Origin of the sequence: Aquibium microcysteis (assembly GCF_014495845.1) — a bacterium.
Taxonomy (GTDB): domain Bacteria; phylum Pseudomonadota; class Alphaproteobacteria; order Rhizobiales; family Rhizobiaceae; genus Aquibium; species Aquibium microcysteis.
Window position 1 is genome coordinate 592,274 of record NZ_CP061080.1, and the last position, 20,151, is coordinate 612,424.

Annotated in this window: 15 protein-coding genes; 2 read left to right on the forward strand and 13 right to left on the reverse strand. The window is 70.9% G+C overall.

All coding sequences use genetic code 11. From position 1 onward, the window contains the following. Positions 1-73: 73 nt before the first annotated feature. From IAI54_RS02720 to kdpF, 6 genes are read right to left on the reverse strand one after another with little or no spacing between them, the layout of a single operon-like run. Positions 74-757, reverse strand: coding sequence for a response regulator (locus IAI54_RS02720; protein WP_187970895.1), 684 nt, complete (start codon positions 755-757; stop codon positions 74-76). Further along, the gene (locus IAI54_RS02725; protein ID WP_187970896.1) at positions 754-3,444 is read right to left on the reverse strand and encodes a sensor histidine kinase; all 2,691 of its coding nucleotides are present in this window, start codon (positions 3,442-3,444) and stop codon (positions 754-756) included. The genes IAI54_RS02720 and IAI54_RS02725 overlap by 4 nt, the downstream gene beginning before the upstream one ends. A gap of 2 nt (positions 3,445-3,446) precedes the next feature. Then, positions 3,447-4,031, reverse strand: coding sequence for a potassium-transporting ATPase subunit KdpC (kdpC, locus tag IAI54_RS02730; RefSeq protein WP_187970897.1), 585 nt, complete (start codon positions 4,029-4,031; stop codon positions 3,447-3,449). Positions 4,032-4,040: 9 nt separating this feature from the next. After that, entirely contained in the window at positions 4,041-6,077 is a 2,037-nt protein-coding gene (gene kdpB / locus IAI54_RS02735; RefSeq protein ID WP_187970898.1) for a potassium-transporting ATPase subunit KdpB, read from the reverse strand. 23 nt (positions 6,078-6,100) lie between these two features. Continuing rightward, the gene (gene kdpA / locus IAI54_RS02740) at positions 6,101-7,807 is read right to left on the reverse strand and encodes a potassium-transporting ATPase subunit KdpA (protein ID WP_187970899.1); all 1,707 of its coding nucleotides are present in this window, start codon (positions 7,805-7,807) and stop codon (positions 6,101-6,103) included. Between the two features lie 51 nt (positions 7,808-7,858). Further along, the gene (kdpF, locus tag IAI54_RS02745) at positions 7,859-7,948 is read right to left on the reverse strand and encodes a K(+)-transporting ATPase subunit F (protein ID WP_187970900.1); all 90 of its coding nucleotides are present in this window, start codon (positions 7,946-7,948) and stop codon (positions 7,859-7,861) included. 364 nt (positions 7,949-8,312) lie between these two features. On the opposite strand from kdpF, the gene IAI54_RS02750 reads away from it, so the two are divergent. Both IAI54_RS02750 and IAI54_RS02755 read left to right on the forward strand, forming a co-directional pair. Continuing rightward, positions 8,313-9,989, forward strand: coding sequence for a sulfatase-like hydrolase/transferase (locus IAI54_RS02750; protein WP_187970901.1), 1,677 nt, complete (start codon positions 8,313-8,315; stop codon positions 9,987-9,989). 112 nt (positions 9,990-10,101) lie between these two features. Beyond that, positions 10,102-11,016 (forward strand): LysR family transcriptional regulator, encoded by a 915-nt coding sequence (locus tag IAI54_RS02755; RefSeq protein WP_187970902.1) that lies wholly within the window; start codon positions 10,102-10,104, stop codon positions 11,014-11,016. A gap of 6 nt (positions 11,017-11,022) precedes the next feature. On the opposite strand, the gene IAI54_RS02760 is transcribed toward IAI54_RS02755, so the two are convergent. From IAI54_RS02760 to IAI54_RS02790, 7 genes are read right to left on the reverse strand one after another with little or no spacing between them, the layout of a single operon-like run. Further along, positions 11,023-12,030, reverse strand: a complete 1,008-nt coding sequence (locus IAI54_RS02760; RefSeq protein WP_187970903.1) for an amidohydrolase family protein — start codon at positions 12,028-12,030, stop codon at positions 11,023-11,025. Continuing rightward, positions 12,017-13,327: an MmgE/PrpD family protein gene (locus IAI54_RS02765; protein WP_187970904.1), complete on the reverse strand. Its 1,311-nt coding sequence runs from the start codon at positions 13,325-13,327 to the stop codon at positions 12,017-12,019. The genes IAI54_RS02760 and IAI54_RS02765 overlap by 14 nt, the downstream gene beginning before the upstream one ends. Next, a complete protein-coding gene (locus IAI54_RS02770) occupies positions 13,327-14,415 on the reverse strand; it encodes an aminopeptidase P family N-terminal domain-containing protein (protein WP_187970905.1) in 1,089 nt (362 codons plus the stop codon). The genes IAI54_RS02765 and IAI54_RS02770 overlap by 1 nt, the downstream gene beginning before the upstream one ends. 10 nt (positions 14,416-14,425) lie before the next feature. Next, positions 14,426-15,535, reverse strand: a complete 1,110-nt coding sequence (locus tag IAI54_RS02775; protein WP_187970906.1) for a M24 family metallopeptidase — start codon at positions 15,533-15,535, stop codon at positions 14,426-14,428. After that, the gene (locus IAI54_RS02780) at positions 15,535-17,238 is read right to left on the reverse strand and encodes a hydantoinase B/oxoprolinase family protein (protein WP_187970907.1); all 1,704 of its coding nucleotides are present in this window, start codon (positions 17,236-17,238) and stop codon (positions 15,535-15,537) included. Before IAI54_RS02780 ends, IAI54_RS02775 begins: the two co-directional genes overlap by 1 nt. An 8-nt stretch (positions 17,239-17,246) precedes the next feature. After that, entirely contained in the window at positions 17,247-19,304 is a 2,058-nt protein-coding gene (locus tag IAI54_RS02785; RefSeq protein ID WP_187970908.1) for a hydantoinase/oxoprolinase family protein, read from the reverse strand. 26 nt (positions 19,305-19,330) lie between these two features. Beyond that, positions 19,331-20,149 carry an ABC transporter permease gene (locus IAI54_RS02790; protein WP_187970909.1) on the reverse strand — a complete coding sequence of 273 codons (819 nt, stop codon included), beginning with the start codon at positions 20,147-20,149 and terminating at the stop codon, positions 19,331-19,333. Positions 20,150-20,151: the final 2 nt, after the last annotated feature.

Consider the following 20,151-nt stretch of genomic DNA (forward strand, 5'->3'; position numbering starts at 1 on the left):
CCTCTGTGGGGCGGGTCCGCGACGGCAGTATGACACGGGCCGGACGGCGGCGGGAGGGCTGCGGCCGGCGGCTTCAGTCCAGGAAGCGGTAGCCGACGCCGGGCTCGTTGAGGATGAAGCGCGGCGCGGCCGGGTCGTCGCCGAGCTTGGCGCGCAGCCGGCCGACGAAGACGCGCAGGTACTGCAGGTCGTGCTCGTGCGCCGGCCCCCAGACGTCGGCGAGCAGCTGCCGGTGCGTGACGATGCGGCCGGCATTGCGCGCCAGCAGCGCCAGGAGGTCGAACTCCTTGCGCGTCAGCTTCACGGGTTCGCCCGCGAGCGTCACCGCGTGGCGGGCGAGGTCGACATGCAGGTCGTGCAGCACGATCTCGGGCACCGGCGCCGCACCGCCGCGCGCGGCGCGCAGCAGCGCCCGCACGCGCGCCAGCAGCTCGCCGATTCCGAACGGCTTGACGACGTAGTCGTTGGCGCCGGCGTCGAGCGCGGCGACCTTCTCCTCCTCCGCCTGGCGCACCGACAGGATCAGGATCGGCACCGGCGACCAGTCGCGGATGCTGGCGATCACCGCCTTGCCGTCCATGTCCGGCAGGCCGAGGTCGAGCACGACGAGATCGGGCTGCGCGGTGGCGGCCAGGCCGATGCCCTCGCGGCCGGACGCGGCCTCCTGCAGCGTGAACCCCTGCGCTTCCAGTGCCACCCGCAGGAAGCGGCGGATGCCGGGATCGTCCTCGACGAGCAGGATGCGGCCGGTGTTCATGGCTTCCTACCCTCGGCGCCCGCCGCAAGCGGCAGGGCGATGATGATGCGCGTGCCGCGACCGCCCGGAGAGGCCGCCTCGGCGCGGATCGAGCCGCCATGCGCGTCGACGATGCCGCGGGCGATGGCGAGGCCGAGCCCCGTGCCGCCGGGCTGCCCGTCGCCGGCGCGCACGCGGAAGAACATGTCGAAGACATGCGCCCGGTCGGCCTCGGGGATGCCGGGTCCCTCGTCGGCGATCGACAGGACGACGTCGCCGCCGGCCTGCCGCGCCGAGACGGTGACGGCGGTGCCCGCGGGGGCGTATTTGGCGGCATTGTCGAGGATGTTGGTCACGACCTGTTCGAGGAGCACGGCATCGCCCGGAACGTCGGGCAGCGCGGCGTCGAGATCGCGCACCACGCGGTGGCCGGCGAGGTCGCGCGCCAGCCGCCGCAGCGCGCGGCCGACGACTTCGCGCAGGTCGACCGGCTCGCGCGAGACCTTCAGCGCGCCGTAGCCGAGCCGGGTCATGTCGAGCAGGTTCTGGACGTAGCGGTTCAGCCGCTCGCCCTCGTCGCGGATCGTCTCGGCCATCGCGTTGCGCCCCTCCCGGCCGAGCGCCTCGCCCGAATCGACCAGCGCCGTCGCCGCGCCGATGATCGAGACCAGCGGGGTGCGCAGGTCATGGCTGACGGAGGAGAGGAGGGCAGCGCGCAGGCTCTCGGTCTCGGCCAGCAGCCGCGACTGTTCCATGTCGGCGGCGAGCCTGGTGCGCTCGATGGCGATGCCGACCTGATCGACCAGCGATTCGAGCAGCCGCCGCTCCTCGGTGGTGATGTACTGGCGCGTCCCGAAGCGGACGCCGAGCAGGCCGTGCACCGCCTCAGCGCTCTTCATCGGCAGGAACAGCCAGTTCGCCGTGGGCAGCGTCGGCGACGACCATCCCGCCGGCTCGCGCCGCGACCAGGCCCATTCGGCCGCGCCCCGGTCCTTGGGCTCGAGATGGTCCTCGGGCGGCATGCCACCGGCGATCGACAGCGTGCCGTCGCGGTCGGGCATCAGGATCAGCGAGGAGCACTGCATGGTGGAGGCGACATGGGTGACGGCTGCCCAGACGACGTCGTCGAGCGAGGCGACGCTCGCCACCTTGCGGGCGAAGTCGAACAGGTTTCCTGTCCGCCTGGCGATGGCGCGCTGCGCCCGCGCCTGGTCGCGCAGGCGGGCGGCAAGGTTGCCGGTGACGATCGCCACCGCCAGGAACAGGAACAGCGTCAGCACGAGGTCCTGGTGGGCGACCTCGAAGGTGAAGAAGGGCTCGGTGAGGAAGAAATTGTAGCCGAGGAACGCCAGCACGCTGGTGTAGATCGAGGGCCAGAGCCCGAAGCGCGCGGCCACGCCGAGCACGGCGACCAGGAAGAACAGCGACAGGCTCTCGACCGGAAAGACGCGGTTGACGAAGACGGCGACGACGGTGGCCGCCGCCACCGCGCCGGTCGCCCACAGATAGGCGCCGTAGTCGCGCCCGGGGAGGAGCGAGGGGCCGCGGATCGGCGACGTGCCGGCCTGCGCCGGATCGGCCGAGACGATCGTCACCTCGAATTCGGCGGCCTTGCGGATGATCTCACCGGCGACGGTCTCGCGCGTGAACCAGGCGGTGAGGAGCCGCGGCCGCGGCCGGCCGATGACGATGCGCGAGACGTTGCGGGCGCGCGCGAAGGCCAGGATCTCGTCGGCCACGTGGCTCTCGGCGTTGATCGTGGCGATCTCGGCGCCGAGCGATTCGGCCAGCCGCAGCGTCTCGGCGATCGCATCCTTGGCGGCGTCCGACAGGTGCTCGGAGCGCGGCGTGGCGACGCTGGCGGCGATCCAGTCGGTGCGCGACCGCTCGGCCATGCGCCGGGCCGCCCGCACCAGCGCCTTGGAGACCGGCGCCTCGTTGACGCAGACCAGCACGCGGTCCTGCGTCGGCCAGGGGCCGGGAATGGCGTGGCTGCGCATGTGTGCGGCCATCTGCGCGTCGACGCGGTCGGCGGCAACCCGCATGGCGAGTTCGCGCAGCGCCGTCAGGTTGCCCTTGGAGAAGAAGTTCTGGACCGCGCGGGCGATCTGGTCGTGGACGTAGACCTTGCCCTGGCGCAGCCGCTCGATCAGCTCCTCCGGCGGCAGGTCGATGAGCTCGATCTCCTCGGCGAGTTCGAGCACCTTGTCGGGCACCGTCTCTCGCACCTTCACCCGCGCGATACGGGCGACGACGTCGTTGAGGCTCTCGAGGTGCTGGACGTTGAGCGTCGAATAGACGTCGATGCCGGCGGCGAGCAGTTCCTCGACGTCCTGCCAGCGCTTGGCGTGGCGGCTGCCCGGCACGTTGGTGTGGGCGAGTTCGTCGACGAGGGCCAGCGCCGGCCGCCGTGCCAGGAGGCCGTCGAGGTCCATCTCGGCCAGCAGCCGGCCGCCATAGGGGATGCGGGCGCGGGGCAGCACGTCGAGACCGAAGGTCAGCCGCTCGGTCTCGGCGCGGCCATGCGTCTCGACCACGCCGACGACCACGTCGACGCCGTCGGCCCGTCGCCGCTGCGCCGCCTCCAGCATGGCGTAGGTCTTGCCGACCCCCGGCGCGGCGCCGAGGAAGATCTTCAGCCGCCCGCGACCCTCCTTGGCGGCTTCCGCGAGCAGGGCCTCCGGGTGCGGGCGGCTTTCCCTCTCCATGGTCACCCGCCGGCCGCGCGAACGGGGAAGCGCTCGTCGAGCGCGAGGTTCAGCCGCAGGACGTTGACGCGCGGCTCGCCGAGGAGGCCGAGGGTTCGGCCTTCGACATGCGCGGCCACGATCGCCCGGACCGCCGCGACGTCGGCGCCGCGGGCGGCGGCGACGCGCGGGACCTGATAGAACGCCGCCTCCGGGGAGACGTGCGGATCGAGGCCGGAGCCGGAGGCGGTGACGAGATCGAGCGGGACGCGCCCGCCGCCGTTCGCCGCACCGATGCGCTGCGCATCGGCCGCGACACGGTCGATCAGCGCCTTCGAGGTCGGTCCGAGATTGCTGCCGCCGCTCGCAGACGCGTCGTAGCCGGCGCCGGCCGCCGACGGGCGCCCGTGGACGTAGGCGTCACCCGAAAAGGCCTGGCCGACGAGCGCGGAGCCGACGATCCGGCCGTCGCGTTCGACGAGGCTGCCGTTCGCCTGCGCGGGGAACAGCGCCTGCGCGGCGCCGGTCATGGCCAACGGATAGGCGATGCCGGTGAGGGCGGTGAAGAGCGCGAGCAGGGTCAGCGCGGGTCTGAGTTCGGAAAGCATGGCGTCACCTCATACGATGCCGGCGGCGTTGACAATGACGTCGATCGCCTTGATGCCGAGGAAAGGAACGACGAGCCCGCCGAGACCGTAGACGAGAAGGTTCCGGCGCAGCAGGCTCGCCGCGGAGGCGGGCTGGTAGCGGACGCCGCGCAGCGCCAGCGGGATCAGCGCGACGATGACCAGCGCGTTGAAGATGACGGCCGACAGGATGGCGCTGCCGGGGCTGCCGAGCCGCATGACGTTCAGCGCGTCGAGCGCGGGATAGGCGGTGACGAACAGCGCCGGCAGGATGGCGAAATACTTCGCCACGTCGTTGGCGACCGAGAAGGTGGTGAGCGCGCCGCGGGAGATCAGCAGCTGCTTGCCGACCAGCACGATCTCGATGAGCTTCGTCGGGTCCGAATCGAGGTCGATCAGGTTGCCGGCCTCCCTGGCGGCCGGCGTGCCCGTGTTCATGGCCACGCCGACATCGGCCTGCGCCAGCGCCGGCGCGTCGTTGGAGCCGTCGCCGCACATGGCCACCAGCCTGCCTTCGGCCTGCTCCTTGCGGATCAGCTCCAGCTTGCGCTCGGGCGTCGCCTCGGCGAGGAAGTCGTCGACGCCGGCCTCGGCGGCAATCGCCGCAGCCGTCAGCGGATTGTCGCCCGTGACCATGACCGTGCGCACGCCCATGCGGCGCAGCTCGGCGAAGCGCTCGCGGATGCCGGGCTTGACGATGTCCTTGAGGTGGACGACGCCGAGCACCTTGCGGTCGCGGGCGACGAGCAGCGGCGTGCCGCCGGACCGGGCGATCGCCTCGACCAGGCTGCGCAGTTCCGGGGTGGCCGTCGTCCCGCACCAGGCGAGGATGGAGTCCGCCGCGCCCTTGCGCAGCGCCGACCCGTCGCGCAGCGTCGCCCCCGAGAGGCGGGTGTTGGCCGAGAAGGGGATCGCCTCGGCGACGCGGCCTTCTCCGTCCGATGCGGCGCCGAGCAGCTTGCGGGCGAAGTCGACGATCGAGCGGCCCTCCGGCGTCTCGTCGGCGAGCGAGGACAGCAGCGCGGCCTCGGCCATCGCCCGCGGCGCGACGCCCGGCAGCGTGTCGAAGGCGTCGGCCATGCGCGCGCCGAAGGTGATGGTGCCGGTCTTGTCGAGAAGCAGCACGTCGACGTCGCCGGCCGCCTCCACCGCACGGCCCGACTTGGCGATGACGTTGGCCTTCACCAGCCGGTCCATGCCGGCGATGCCGATGGCCGAGAGCAGCCCGCCGATCGTGGTGGGGATCAGCGTGACGAGCAGGGCGACGAGGAAGATCACCGGCACGAAGGCGCCGGAATGGATGACGAAGGGCTGCAGCGTCACCACCACGACAAGGAAGATGATCGTCATGCCGGCGAGCAGGATGTCGAGCGCGATCTCGTTCGGCGTCTTCTGGCGCTCCGCGCCCTCGACCATCGCGATCATGCGGTCGAGAAAGCTTTCGCCGGCCCGGGCGGTGATGCGGACCGTGATCCGGTCCGACACGACCCGCGTGCCGCCCGTGACCGCCGAGCGGTCGCCGCCGGCCTCGCGGATGACGGGGGCGGATTCGCCCGTGATCGCGCTTTCGTCGACCGAGGCGATGCCCGCGACGATCTCGCCGTCGGCGGGCACGATGTCGCCGGTCTCGACCAGCACGAGGTCGCCTGATCTGAGCGAGCGGCTGGACACCACCTCATGGGTGTCCGCGCCGGGCGACGCCAGCTTGCGCGCCGGCGTCTCGGACTGGGTGGCGCGCAGCGTGTCGGCGCGGGCCTTGCCGCGGCCCTCCGCGATCGCCTCGGCGATATTGGCGAAATAGACGGTGAACCAGAGCCAGGCCGCGATCTGGCCGGACACCGCGAGGTTCACGCCGCCGACGGCGAGGTCGCGCAGGAAGAGCAGCGTCGACAGTGCGGCCACCACTTCGGTGACGAACATGACGGGGTTTTTCGCCATGACGCGCGGGTGGAGCTTGGCGAAGGCGGCCCGCAGGGCGGGACCGGTGACGCGCCGGTCGAAGAGGGACATGTCGGATGGGGTGCGCATGGGAAGGTCTCCGGGGGCGGGGCTCAGAAGGTCCGGCCGGCGAGCATCGAGACGTGCTCGGCGATGGGGCCCAGCGCCAGCGCCGGGAAGAAGGTGAGGCCGCCGAGGATGAGGATCACGGCGACGAGCAGGGTGACGAAGAGCGGACCGTGCGTCGGGAAGGTGCCCGACGAGGCCGGCGCCGACTTCCTGGCCGCCAGCGACCCGGCCATCGCCAGCATCGGCACGATGGTGGCGAAGCGGCCGAGAAGCATGGCGATGCCGAGCATGGCGTTCTGGTAGGGCGTGTTCGCGCCGAAACCGGCGAAGGCCGAGCCGTTGTTCCCCGTCGCCGAGGAATAGGCGTAGAGGATCTCGGAGAGCCCGTGCGGTCCGGCGTCCTGCAGCGAGGCGAGGGCGACCGGCAGCACGGCGGCGAGCGCGCCGAGCCCCAGCACGCCGAAGGGCATGACGAGGAAGGCGATCACCGCGAGCTTGACCTCGCGCGCCTCGATCTTCTTGCCGAGATATTCGGGGGTGCGGCCGACCATCAGCCCGGCGAGGAAGACGGTGAGCACGACGAAGGACAGCATGCCGTAGAAGCCGGAGCCGACGCCGCCGAACACGACCTCGCCGACCTGCATCAGGAGCATGGGCGCCAGGGCGCCGAGCGGCATGAAGCTGTCGTGCATGGCATTGACCGAGCCGTTGGAGGCGGCCGTCGTGGCGGTGGCCCAGAGCGCGGAATTGCCGACGCCGAAGCGGACCTCCTTACCCTCCATGTTGCCGGCCGCCTGCTCGACCGGCAGCGGCGCGAAGGCGGGGTTGCCGGCGATCTCCGAGCCGTAGGTGAGCGCGAGCGCGGCGAGGAACAGGACGCCCATCGCCGCGAAGATCGCGACCCCCTGGCGCATGTCGCGCACCATGCGGCCGAACATGAAGCAGAAGGCGGCCGGGACGAGCAGGATCGCAATCATCTCGGCGAAGTTCGAGAGCGGGGTGGGGTTCTCGTAGGGGACGGACGAATTGGCGTTGAAATAGCCGCCGCCATTGGTGCCGAGCTGCTTGATGGCGATCTGCGAGGCGGCCGGGCCCTGGGCGAGGGTCTGCTGCGCGCCTTCCACGGTCGTGGCGGTCGCCGAGGCGACGAGGTTCTGCGGCACGCCCTGCCAGACCAGGAAGAGCGTCAGGAGGATGGCGAGCGGCAGCAGGACGTGGAGCACGGATCGGGTCAGGTCGACCCAGAAATTGCCGAGGACCTTCTGCTCGCGGCCGAAGAAGCCGCGGATGACAGCCGCGCAGACCGCCATGCCGGCACCGGCCGAGACGAAGTTCTGCACGGTGAGGCCCGCCATCTGGCTGAGCGACGACATCGTGGTCTCGCCGCCATAGGCCTGCCAGTTGGTGTTGGTGGCGAAGGAGACGGCGGTGTTGAAGGCGAGGTCGGGCGGCAGCGCGGCAAAGCCCTGCGGATTGAAGGGCAGGAGGTGCTGCAGCCGCAGGATGGCGTAGAGCAGCAGCACCGAGCCGAGGCTGAAGGCGAGCACCGACAGCGCATAGCGCGTCCAGTGCTGGCGCTCGCCGGCACGGACGCCCGCGAGCGCCAGGATGCCGCGCTCGACCGGTGCCAGCACCGGCGAGAGCACGGTCGGCCGGCCTTCGTAGACGGCTGCGAGATGGAGGCCGAGCGGCCAGGCGAGCGCGGTCAGGACGACCGCGTAGAGGATGAACTGTAGAATGTCGGGTGCCATGAGGGATATCCTTGCGCGACGTCCGGGCGGACCGGACCGCGGCCTGTGCGGTCAGAACCGTTCCGGCCTGACCAGCGCGATGCCGAGATAGACGAGGAGGAGGGCCGCGACGGCGCCGCCGACGATGAGATCGATCGTCATGGCGCGCCTCACAGCCGTTCGAGCAGGCGAACGCCGAGGGTTGCGGCGAGGAAGAAGCCGGCGGCAAGCGCGATGAAGAGGATGTCCAGCATGGGAGGCTCCGGGGTTTCGGGAGCCCCCGATCTAGGCCTCGGCGCCATCAACGCGCGATGTGGAAGGCGAGGGCGCGGCATAAACGGCGCGTAAAGAGGCCGCGGCCGGACGGACCTGCGCGCCGCCGGCGCGTTTCTCGCCCGAAGGCCACCCGCGCGGCGGCCGATCGCGGTTTCCGGTTTCCCTTGCGCGGGGATCGCCGCTACGGTCGCGGCGCAAGCCCTGCGCCGGTCCGTCGCGCGAGGGCGTCGACGAAGGGAGTGAGAGCCGCATGGCGGAGCCCAGGAACATCCTCTTCATCATGTTCGATCAGCTTCGGTGGGACTATCTGAGCTGTTCCGGCCACCCCTTCCTGAAGACGCCGCACATCGACCGGCTGGCGGGGAGGGGCGTGCGCTTCACGCGGGCCTACATCCAGTCGCCGCTGTGCGGCCCCTCGCGCATGTCGACCTATACAGGGCGCTACGTGCACAGCCACGGTGCCTCCTTCAACAACGTTCCGCTGAAGGTCGGAGAACGCACCATGGGCGACCATCTGCGCGATCTCGGCATGGGCTGCTGGCTGGTCGGCAAGACGCACATGGCAGCCGACGCCGAAGGCATGCGGCGGCTGGGCCTCGAACCCGACAGCGTGATCGGCGCCCGCGTCGGCGAATGCGGCTTCGACGTCTTCGAGCGCGACGACGGCATGCGCCCGGAAGGTCCGGACGGGTTCTACGATCCGCGCGGGGCGCTGGCCTACAACGACTATCTGCGCGGGAGAGGCTACGAGGGCGACAACCCCTGGCACGATCATGCCAATTCCGGGATCGACGAGGCCGGCAAGGTCCTGTCCGGCTGGTTCCTGACGAATGCCGATCGTCCCGCCAACATTCGCGAGGAGGACAGCGAGACGCCGTACCTGACGCGCCGCGGCATGGAGTTCATCGAGAGCCAGGGCGACCGGCGCTGGCTCTGCCATCTGAGCTACATCAAGCCGCACTGGCCCTACATCGCACCGGAGCCCTATGCCTCGATGTACGGCCCGCAGGACGTGCTGCCGCCGGTCCGCGCGCAGGCCGAACGCGAGACCGACCATCCGGTGTTCCGCGGCTTCCAGAACGCCCCGGTCGGCCGGGCCCTGTCGCGCGACGACGTCCGCGACAAGGTGCTGCGGGCCTATATGGGCCTGATCAAGCAGTGCGACGACCAGATGGGCGTCCTCATCGACTGGCTGGAGAAGACCGGGCGGATGGACGAGACGATGATCGTCGTCACCTCCGATCACGGCGACTTCATGGGCGACCACTGGATGGGGGAGAAGACCTTCTTCCACGACGCCAGCGTGAAGGTGCCGCTGATCGTCTACGACCCGTCGCCGGCGGCGGACTCAACGCGCGGCACCACCTGCGACGCGCTGGTCGAGAGCATCGACCTGCTGCCGACCTTCGTGGAGGCGGCAGGCGGCGACCCGGCCCGCCTCGACCACGTGCTCGAGGGCTTCTCGCTGCTGCCGGTTCTGCGCGGCGGGGCGGCGCCGGCCCGCGCGGCGGTGTTCTGCGAATACGACTATGCGGCGACGACGCTCGCCGGAACGCTCGGTCTCGGCCCCGCCGAGGCGCGCATGTTCATGGTCTTCGACGGGCGCTTCAAACTGATCCATTTCGAGGGCGGCTTCAGGCCGATGCTGTTCGACCTCGACGCCGACCCGGGCGAACTGGACGATCTGGGGGCGTCGCCCGCCCACGAGGCGGTGCGCGCGGCGCTGGTCGACCGGCTGGCCGCCTGGGCGCGGCGGCCGGCCGCCCGCACCACGATCTCCAGCGAGGCGCTGCGCGCCGCGCGCGGCCGGTCGGACCGGACGGGTGTCCTGATCGGCGTGGTGGACGCGGCCGACGTCGATCCGGAGGTCGCGGCGAAATATGTCGGCCGCAAGGCCCGCGACCTGCGGGCGGGACCGAAGGAATGAGGCAGGGAGACGTGCGCGCGCCCTGGCCGGGCGGTGTCGGGCGAAGATGTGCCGCGGTTCGTCGCGAGGCGGTGTCGGGCGTTCCGGCTGTTCCGGGGGCGGAGCGGCCCTGATGCTGTCACTCACGCTGCGACAGCTCGAGGTGCTTGAAGCGGTGGTGCGGTTCGGCGGTTTCGGCGCCGCGTCGACCCGGCTCGACATCTCGCAGGCCTCCGTCAGCGCCCACATCACCAGCCTGGAAGCCCAGGTCGGCGCGCCGCTGTTCGAGCGCCGCCCGGGCCGGCGTCCTGCGCTGACCGAAGCCGGCGAACTCGTGCTTCGCCACGCCCGCCAGATCCTCGCCTCCGCCCGTGCGCTGGAGCAGAGCCTCGACCAGTCGGCGCGGCGGGACGTGACCCGCATCGTCTTCTCGTGCCAGCGGTCGCTGGCGCTGCGGATGCAGGCGGATCTGGCGAAGTTCGCTTCGCAGAACCGCGGGGTCGAACTGGTGCTGCGCATCGGCACCATCGAGGACGTGATCGGCGACATCCGCTCCGGTACCGCCGACATCGGCCAGTTCGTGAGCTACGACCCGGTCACCGACGTCAGCTCGAACATCCTCACCCGGACAAGGCTGGTGGTGGTCGCGGCGCCCGGACATCCGCTGGCCGGCGCCAGGCGCATCGCGCCCTCGGTGCTCGCCACCTTTCCCTTCGTCGGGCCGCCGCCGTCGATGTTCGGCCGGGCGGTCCGCCAGGTCCTGCACAATGCGGGTGTGCCGGAGGTCAACGTCGTGGCGCAGACCAACGAATACACGCCGCTGCGCGAACTCGTGCTGGCGGGCGTCGGCCTGACGTGCTCGTTCTGGACGAGCGTCGAGCAGGACGTGAAATCGGGGCGGCTCGCGCTGCTGGACGTCGATTGCGAGCCCATGCTCCTCGACGTCCGCATCGCCCTGACCGAGCACCGGCCGCTGCCGGCGGCGGCCGAACCCTTCCTCGCCTTCCTGCGGTCCGATCCGGCGGGATCGGCGCCGCCGCCGCGATAGGCGCCGTCAGCGGCGGTCGTCGGCGCCCGCCAGGCCGAGGATGCGGACCGCGTTGGTCCGGAACAGTTTCGTCCGGTCTTCGTCCGGAAGGTCGAGCTCGTCCAGGAGCGCCAGGCAGGTGGCCGGATCCCAGCACGGGTAGTCGGTGCCGTACATGACGTTGTCGATGCCGTAGTACTCGATCGCGAAGCGCATGCCGGCCGAATGCGGCGACACCGTATCCGTGTGCATGCGCCGGAGATAGGTGCTGGCCGGCTGCGGCAGCCGGGCGTTCTTCGTGTTCTTGTCCATGCGGCCTGACTGGTAGGGCAGGGCGCCGCCGGTATGCGACAGCACCAGCTTGAGCCCCGGATGGCGCTCCATGATGCCCGACAGGACGAGGCGCGAGGCCGCCACGCTCACCTCGATGACCCGCCCGAGGCTGAGATGCAGCGCGCCGCCGTAGCCGGAAAGCATGTCGGCGAAGATCGCGTCGGTGGGATGGAGGAAGGCAGGGACGCCGAGCTCGGCCAGCCGCGCGTAGAAGGGTTCGAGACGCGGGGCGTCGATGTTCGGATCGCTGCCGATGCTGCCCGGCAGATTGACGCCGATCAGGCCGAGCGTTCCGACCGCGTGCTCCAGCACGTCGAGGGCGACCTGCGTGTCGGCGAGCGGGACCGCCGCGCTGCCCCAGAACCGCCCGGGATAGGCGCGCTGGGCGCCGGCCATGTGCTCGTTCCACTTCATCGCCTCGTCGCGGCCGTGCGCGGGCTCGAGCTCGGAGAAATAGACCGAGAAGGGGCCGATCGACGAGACGACGTCGACCTGGTGGCCGAGGCCGTCCATGTGCGCGAACTGCTCGTCGAGGTCGTACCAGGCCGCCCAGCTGCGGATGTCGCCGGCGCCGTCGGCCCGCCGCCGGTAGGTATACCCGCCGAGATCGTTGACGACCGCGCGCGGGAAGCCGGTGCGGCGGCACAGGTCCTCGAAGAACGGCCGCGGCCACCAGTGGAAATGCGAATCAACGATGTGCATGGCCGTCGAACTCCTTCCGTCCGTCGTCGCAGTGCGACCGGAACGCCTCCCAGAGCCCCGCCCGCCCTGCGCCGGTGGCGCAGGACCCGCGCTCGAGCCGCAGCCCTCCGGGACGGCAGCCCGCCATGCGATCGAATTTCAGCCGAACGGCCGCTTCGGCGCCCTCCGCGCCGGCATCGGTCGCCAGCCGGTTCACTTCGCGCCGCAGCGTCCGGCCGCCGACGGCGACGCTGACCCGACCCGGCCAGGAGCGCGGCCAGTCGGCATCGAGGTCGGCGGCGGCCCGCGTCTCCACCCGTCCGGCGAAGGCGAGGATGCGGGCATCGGGTGCGTAGAGCCGCGCGGCGTCGTACAGGAGATCGGGGGCGAGCGCGGCAGCCGCGAGCTGATATCCCGCGCTCGACAGCGTGCTCAGCCGGTCGTTCGCCACGAGCGGCCGCGACACCAGCATGTGGCTGCCGGTTGGCACCTCGACCAGGACGCGGTCGATCGTCGCCGGGTCCAGCCCTTCCTCGACCACCAGAGCCTGGAGCGCGGCCACGGCGGTCGCGCCCTGCCGGGCCGTGGCGAAGGGCTTGTAGCCCGTGTCGTCGATGCCGGGGCCGTCCGGCCGCAGCAGCGCGCCCGCGTCGACGAGATGCGGTGCCGACTGGGCGGCGAGCCAGGCCTCGGAGACGAGGCCCGTGTCGGCGACGAAGCCGGCGGCCGCGTCCGCTTCTGCCTCGATCCCGCTGCCGACCGCGCGGCCGAAGGCGATCCAGCGCGCGGTGTCGTTGCCGACCGGCCGGCCGAGCCGCCCGCTGCGCCCGATGAGCGCCAGCGCCATGGCATTGGCGAGCCCGGCCGCGTCGCAGCCGCGCAGCACGGCCGCCGTCGTCGCGGCCATCAGCGGTGCAGCGAGGAAGGTCGGCCAGACGCCCGCCTCCATCGCGCGCGCGCCGCCGATCGCGGTGCCGAGCCGCAGCCCGGCGGCATAGCCGGCCGCAACCGCGCGGCAGAAGCGGTCGGGATCGTCGCCGCGGATTTCGGCCGACAGGGCGAGCGCCACCGGGATCACCACCGAACCGGGCGTGATGCAGGAGCCGAGATGGATGTCGTCCGTCTCGGAGAGGCGGATGAGCGCGGCGGCGAGGGCGGCGCGTCCGGCCGCGTCGTCTGGCCTGAGCCGGTCGAGCAGCATCCCGCCCTCTTGCGCCGCGAGGCCGGCGAAGGCGCCGTTGAGCGCATCGGCGACGCGCAGGTCGAGGTCGGCGGGAGCCGCCTCGGCAAGCACCCTTTCGGCCAGCGCCCCGAGCATCAGGCGGCGTCCGACGCCGGCGACGCCGCGGCGAGGGGCAGGCCGGGAACCACCGGCGCCGCCGCCATCCAGCCGGTCTCGCCGGCCCGCATGGCGAGGCTGATGACGTAGAGCGTGCCGGGGCGGGGCGGCTGCGCCGGCGATGCGATGGCCTGCAGGGGATAGGTCCCGCTGCAGCTTTCGACCAGCACGCGCGGATGGCTGCCGCCGGCAGCGACCGCCGCCGCCTCGATCTGCGGCGCCAGACCCCGGCCCGGATCGAGTTCGGCGAGAAGGTCTTTGAACCAGACGTCGAGCTGCGCGATCCGTCCGGCGATCGCCGGGTCGGCCGAGAAGCTGCGCGTGCGCCGCACCCATGCGCCCTTGTAGGCGACGGACGACCGCACCGCGAAGCTCCGGCCGAGCCGGACCGGTCCGGACAATCGCGCGAGCCGCAGGTCCGACGCCGTGTCGGGCGCGATGGCGACGTAGGCCTCCTCCGCGCCGCCGAGCCGCGCCACCTGCTCGACGCGCCCGACCGCGGCGCCGGCATCCGTCATGGTCCGGGGGTCGACCGCGGCGAGCCCTTCGTCGGCGAGCGCGGCCGCCCGCGACAGGAGGGCGTGCTCCGTAGCGTCGACATGGCCGCGGAACTCCGCGAATAGGGCGGTCGCATCGACCAGCGCGACCTGCGGGGCGGTGGCCGCGAGGTCGTCGTAGATGCCCGCGGGAAGCCCTTCGATCTCGACCACCCCGACCTTGCGGACGTCCGGATGATCGTTCAGCCAGGCGCCGACGTGGACGCCCGGCCGGCGCGTGTTGACGACGTCGCCCACCGGGTTCACGGACCTGATCCAGCCGTTCATCCGCGTCGACATCGAGGTCGAGAAGATCGGCTCTCCGGCGGCGGGAATGAACAGCAGGCCGTCCGCCCAGTAGGGCGAGAAGGAACTCATGTAGGCGACCGCAGCCGGCCGCACGAAGTTGGTGTAGAGGATGATCGCGTCCAGCCCGTCTCTCGACAGGGCCGCGCGCAGCCGCTCCAGGCGGGCGTCGAGCGCCGCCCGGGTGATCTCCTCGGGGTTCCAGACGATCAGTCCGCGACGCATGCCGTCCTCCTCACGCGGGTACGCTGAACAGACGGCGCGGCGTGGCCGTCAGCACGTCCGCTCCGTCCTGCCGCACGATCAGCGCGTCGCCGTGCACCATGTAGCCGACAGCCGGATGATAGGTGTTGGGATGGACGATGATCGTCATTCCCGCTTCGAGCGGGATGTGGACGTCCTCCAGGATCTGCGGCTTGGTGTCGACGTAGAGCCCGAGGCCGTGCCCGCGGACGCGGGTGTAGGCGTCGGTGACGTAGTCGCCGAGACCGTGGCGGCGGAACACGTCGTTCTCCGCACGCGCGACATCCGAGGCCAGCGCGCCGTGGCGCACCGCCGCGATGCCGGCTTCCAGCGCCGCGTCGTAGACCGAAAAGGCCGCCCGTTGCTCGGCGCTCGGCTCGCCCATCACCAGGGTGCGGCAGATCTGGACGTAGTAGCCGCCGATGCAGGGCGTGAGTTCGGTGGTGACGAGGTCGCCCTTCTTCAGGCGCTTGCCGCTCGGCGGCGCCATGCCGCGCACCTCGGTGCCGCCGCAGCCGAGGATCATGAAGTTGTCGTCGACGCCCTTGGCGCGGTAGAAGGCCTCGACCTCGGCGACGAGTTCGTAATCCGCGCGGCCTGGCCGGGCGGCCTCGAGGAACACCGCATAGCCCTCGTCGGCGAGGTGCGCGGCGGCGCGGATCGCGTCCACTTCCGCGTTAAGCTTGCGCATCAGCAGGAGTTCGAGCTGCGGCGTCAGGTCGGTCAGGCGAAGCTGTGCCGAGCGCGCCGCGATCCCGCGCGGCAGAAGGTGCATGGGCGCGGCCGCGATGCGCGAATTGCCGGCATTCGCCATCACCTTGCCGACGGCGGCGACGAGATCGGTGACGTGGACGATGGTGAGATCCGGGCTCTCGACGCCGGCACGGTCCGCCTCGAGCGGGCTGTCGAGATAGAGCGTTACCTCGCCGGACCGGCGCATCACGGCCAGCCCCTGGCCTTCGAGGATGCCGAAATCGGCGACGTAGCGCATGCAGTCGTTCTGCCAGGCGTTGCCGTAGACGACGAGCGTGTCGACGCCGGCCTCCTTCATCATCGAGGAGACGCGATCGATCCGGTCGCGCGCGAGTCCGGACGCCGCCATCACTCCGCTCCGGCCAGTTCGGCGCCGGCGGGGGCCGGCGCGTAGCCATAGGCGGAGCGGGCCGCCCGGTCCGAGATCAGGCCGGCCCGGAGGTCGCCCTCGACCGCGCGCCGCGCGCGGCGCGCGGGATCGCCGAAGCCGCCGCCGCCGGCCGTCAGGAAGGTCACCTCGTCGCCTTCCTCGAGCAGGATCTCGGTCTCCTTGTAGACCACCCGCTCGGTGCCGCCCTTCTTGCGGACGCGACCCTCGTTGATCGCCGCCTCGTGGCCGCCGTTCAGGCCCCAGGGCGGGTTCAGCGTCCGCTCGAAATTGATGTTGACCTTGCAGGTCTGCAGCACCCGGTAGGTGAGCTCGAGCCCGAGGCCGCCGCGGTGCTCGCCGGGCCCGCCGCTGTCCTGGCGCAGCGCATGGCGCTCGATCAGCACCGGATACTTGATCTCCTGCAGTTCCACGGGAGAATTGCGCACGTCGCCCTGGCAGACGGAAACCGCGGCCGACTCGCCGTCCTCGTGCGGCCGGCCGCCCCAGCCGCCGCCGAAGATGTTCATCAGCAGGAACCGGGTGCCGTCCTCGCGGAAGCCGAAGAACGAGCAGCCGCCCATGTCGCCCTTGTGCGCGGCCGGCACCTTGTCGGGCATGGCAGGCGCCAGCGCCCTGAGGATGGTGTCGATGACGGTGGGCAGCGCGATGCTCCACTGGCCGAGCGCGGCCGGCGGCTTGGCGCTCAGCATGGTGCCTTCCGGCAGGATGACGTTCAGCGGGCGGAAGCAGCCTTCGTTGACGTCGACGTCGGGCGACGTCAGGGCCTTGAAGGCGACGCGGGCGCCGGCGATGCCGCCGGAGCGGCCCGAGTTCAGCGGGCTCTGTACCTGCGGATTGGTGCCGGTGTAGTCGATGGTGAGGTCGGACCCCTTCACCGTCACGGTGATTTTGATGCGCAGCGGCTTGTCGAGGTTGCGGCCGTCATTGTCGAGGAAGCTCTCGGCTTCGTAGACGCCGTCGGGAATGTTCTCGATCACGCGCCGCGTCGTCGCCTCGGCCTGGTTCCAGACCTCCCGGATGCATGCCTCAACGGTCGCCTGGCCGTAGCGGGCGAGGAGTTCGCCGTAGCGCCGGGCGCCGACCTGGCAGGAGGCGATCTGCGCGCGCATGTCGCCGAGGCTCGCGTCGGGATAGCGCACGTTGTCGCGGATGATCTGGAACAGCGTCTGGTTGGGCTTTCCGGCCTGGAAGATCTTGAGCGAGCGCATCTGCAGGCCCTCGCCGAAGATCTCGGTCGTCGCCGAGGAGCCGAAGCCCTGGCGCATGCCGCCGATGTCGACCCAGTGGGCGCGGTTGGCGGCGAAGCCGACGAGGCGGCCTTCATGGAAGCAGGGCGCGTAGAGCACGACGTTGTTCAGGTGCTGGCCGCAGACGTAGCCGTGGTTCATGACCAGCACGTCGCCGGGCTCGAAGCCGTCGAGCCCGTATCGGGCGATGCCGTCCTCGACGGCCACGCCGAGGTCGGCGAGGAAGATCGGCAGGCCGCCGCGGTTCTGCGAGATCATCCGGCCGCTGGTGTCGATCAAGCCGCAGCAATAGTCGCGGACCTCGTAGATCATCATGTTGTAGGCGGACTTGGCCAGGACGTTCGCCATCTCGTCGCCATAGGCGACGATGGCGTTGCGGACCACTTCCACGGTGATGGGGTCGATCTGGGACATGGGGGGCCTCAGTGGGAACGTCCGATGCGGATGATCAGATGGCCGGTGTCGGCCACCGTGACGTGGTCGCCGGGGGCGACCAGCGTCGTCGAATTCTGCTCCTCGATCACGGCGGGGCCTTCGACCACGTCGCCGGGCCGGAGCGCCGGGCGCCAGACGATGCGCGCGTCGAGCGGCTTGGCGGCGTCGTCGAAGATCACGGGGCGCGTCGTGTCGTCGCGCGCGGCCTCCGCCTGCCAGGGCTCGCTCAGCCAGCGCTCGGCGAGCGTGTCGGCACGGTCGGAGGTGACGATGAGCCGCAGGTTGACGACCTCCATGGATTCGTCGGGCGCGGACTGGCCGTAGCGCTGGTCGTGCTCGACGTCGAAGGCCGCCTTCAGGCCGGCATGGCCGTCGGTGAGATCGTCCGGACGCGAGATCGGGATGGGGATGGCGTGTTCCTGGCCGACATAGCGCAGGTCGGCGAAGAATTCGAAGCGCGCCGCGCCGGGTGCGATGCCGTCGGCGGCGAGCTGCGCCCGGCCGGCCTCGTCCAACTCCTCGTAGACGGTGCGGACGGTCGCGACGTCGAGCGAGCCCAGCCGGCCGATCAGCGTGCGGACGAAGTCCTGACGCCACGAGGCCATCAGCATGCCGAGCGCCGAGAAGGTGCCGGGCAGCTTGGGAACGATGACCGTCGGGATGAAGATCTCCCGCGCGATCGAGCCGGCATGCAGCGGTCCGCCGCCGCCGAAGGCGATCATCGCCGTGTCGCGCGGGTCGACGCCCTTGTTGACGGACACCGCGCGCACCGACAGTGACATGGCGCTGTCGGCGATGCGGACGATGCCGAGCGCGGCCTGCTCGACCGACAGGCCGAGCGGGCCGGCGATCTTCTCGCGGATCGCGCGGCGCGCGGCCTCGACGTCGAGCGGCATGCCGCCGTCTAGGAAACGCCGGGGATTGATGCGGCCGAGGACGAGGTTGGCGTCGGTGACCACCGGGTCGGCATTGCCCTTGCCGTAGCAGGCGGGGCCGGGATCGGCGCCCGCGCTCTGCGGACCGACATGCGCCCCGCCGCCTTCGTCGATCCAGGCGATCGAGCCGCCGCCGGCGCCGACCTCGACGATGTCGACGACGGGAAGCTGCATCGGCTGTCCGCTGGCATGGTCGCCGATGACGTAGCCGTCCTCGATCGCCGGCGCACCGTTGGTGATGAGGCTCGACTTGGCGGTCGTCCCGCCCATGTCGAAGCCGATGCAGCGGTCGTAGCCGAGCAGCGACGCCAGCCGCCCGGCGCCGATCATGCCGGCGACGGGTCCCGATTCCATCATCGAGACGGGCTGGCCCTGCGCGAGGTTGATCGACATCACGCCGCCGTTGGAGCGCATGATGTGGACCTTGCCCCCGAAATCGGCGCCGCGCAGGTGGCTTTCGAGCTTGCCGAGATAGGCCTTGACGCGGGGGCCGATGAAGGCGTTGAGCGCGGTGGTGGAGGTCCGCTCGTACTCGCGATACTCGCGCAGGATCTCGTGCGACAGCGTCACGAAGAGGTCCGGCCGCGCCTTGCGCAGGATCTCCCCGACGCGGCGCTCGTGATCGGGATTGGCATAGGCATGCAGCAGGCACACGGCGACGGCCTGGATGCCGTTGGCACGGAAGTCGTCGAGGATCGTCTCCAGGGCGCCGGTGTCGAGCGGCGTCAGCACCTCGCCGGCGGCATTGATGCGCTCGTCGATCTCGTAGCGGAACTCGCGTTCGATCAGCGGTTTCGGCCGGTGGAAGAACAGGTTGAACGCCTCGATCCGGTTGCCGCGGCCGATGGCGTAGACGTCGCGGAAGCCGCGCGTCGTGATCAGCGCGGTGCGCGCGCCCTTGCGTTCCAGCACCGTGTTGATGGCGATCGTCGAGCCGTGCAGCACTTCCGACAGGCTCTTCATGTCGCAGCCGGCGAGCCGGAGACTGGTCGCCACCCCTTCGGTCGGATCGGCGGGGACGGTGGACGTCTTCGACGTGACGATCTTTCCGTCGATGCAGCCCACCAGATCGGTGAAGGTGCCACCGATGTCGGTTCCTACGATGTTCATGTCGATGTTTCTCCGGAGGACCCGCGCTAGGCCTGCCAGCGCGTGAAGCGTCGTTCCGCGATGCGGACGATTTCGTTGAAGGTGATGGCGATCGCCGCGAGAAGCAGGATGATCGCGTAGAGGGGGGCGGGATCCATCGTCTCGGCGAAGACCTTGGTGAAGTAGCCGATGCCCTGGGTCGAGACGTAGAGTTCGGCCAGGATGACGCCGAGCAGGGTCATGGTCATGCCGAGCCGCAGGCCGGCGAAGAAGCTCGGCACCATGTGCGGGAAGATCACGTGCCGGAACAGGTCGATCCGGTTGGCACCCATCGACTGCGCGCCGCGCACGTAGAGCTGGTTGACGTTGCGCATGCCGGCCACGACGTTGACCAGGATCGGGAACACGCCGTGGCTGAAGCCGAAGGCGATCTTGGAGCCGGCGCCGAGGCCGAAGACCAGCACGAACAGCGGCAGCAGGACCACCTGCGGGATGGCGTAGAGGAGGAGGACGATCGGGAAGGTCGCCCGGCGGCCGAAGCTCGTCCAGCCGACGGCGAGGCCGAGCCCCAGCCCCACCGCGATCGACAGTCCGTAGGCGATGGTGATCTGCCAGATCGCGGCCGCGACGGCGCCGCGGATCTGGGGGTCCGCGAGCACGGTGTCGAAGAGGCTGCGTCCCACCTCCGTCAGCGGCGGGAAGAAGGTGGGATTGGCGAACAGCCGGGCGTAGACTTCCAGCGCCAGGATCGCCACGACGATCAGCGCCAGCCGTGCCCGGACGATGCCGCCCGGACCGTCGAAGAAGGCGCCGATGCGCCGCGCGGGCGCCCCGGGCCGCACCGTCGTATGATCGGCAATCGACATCG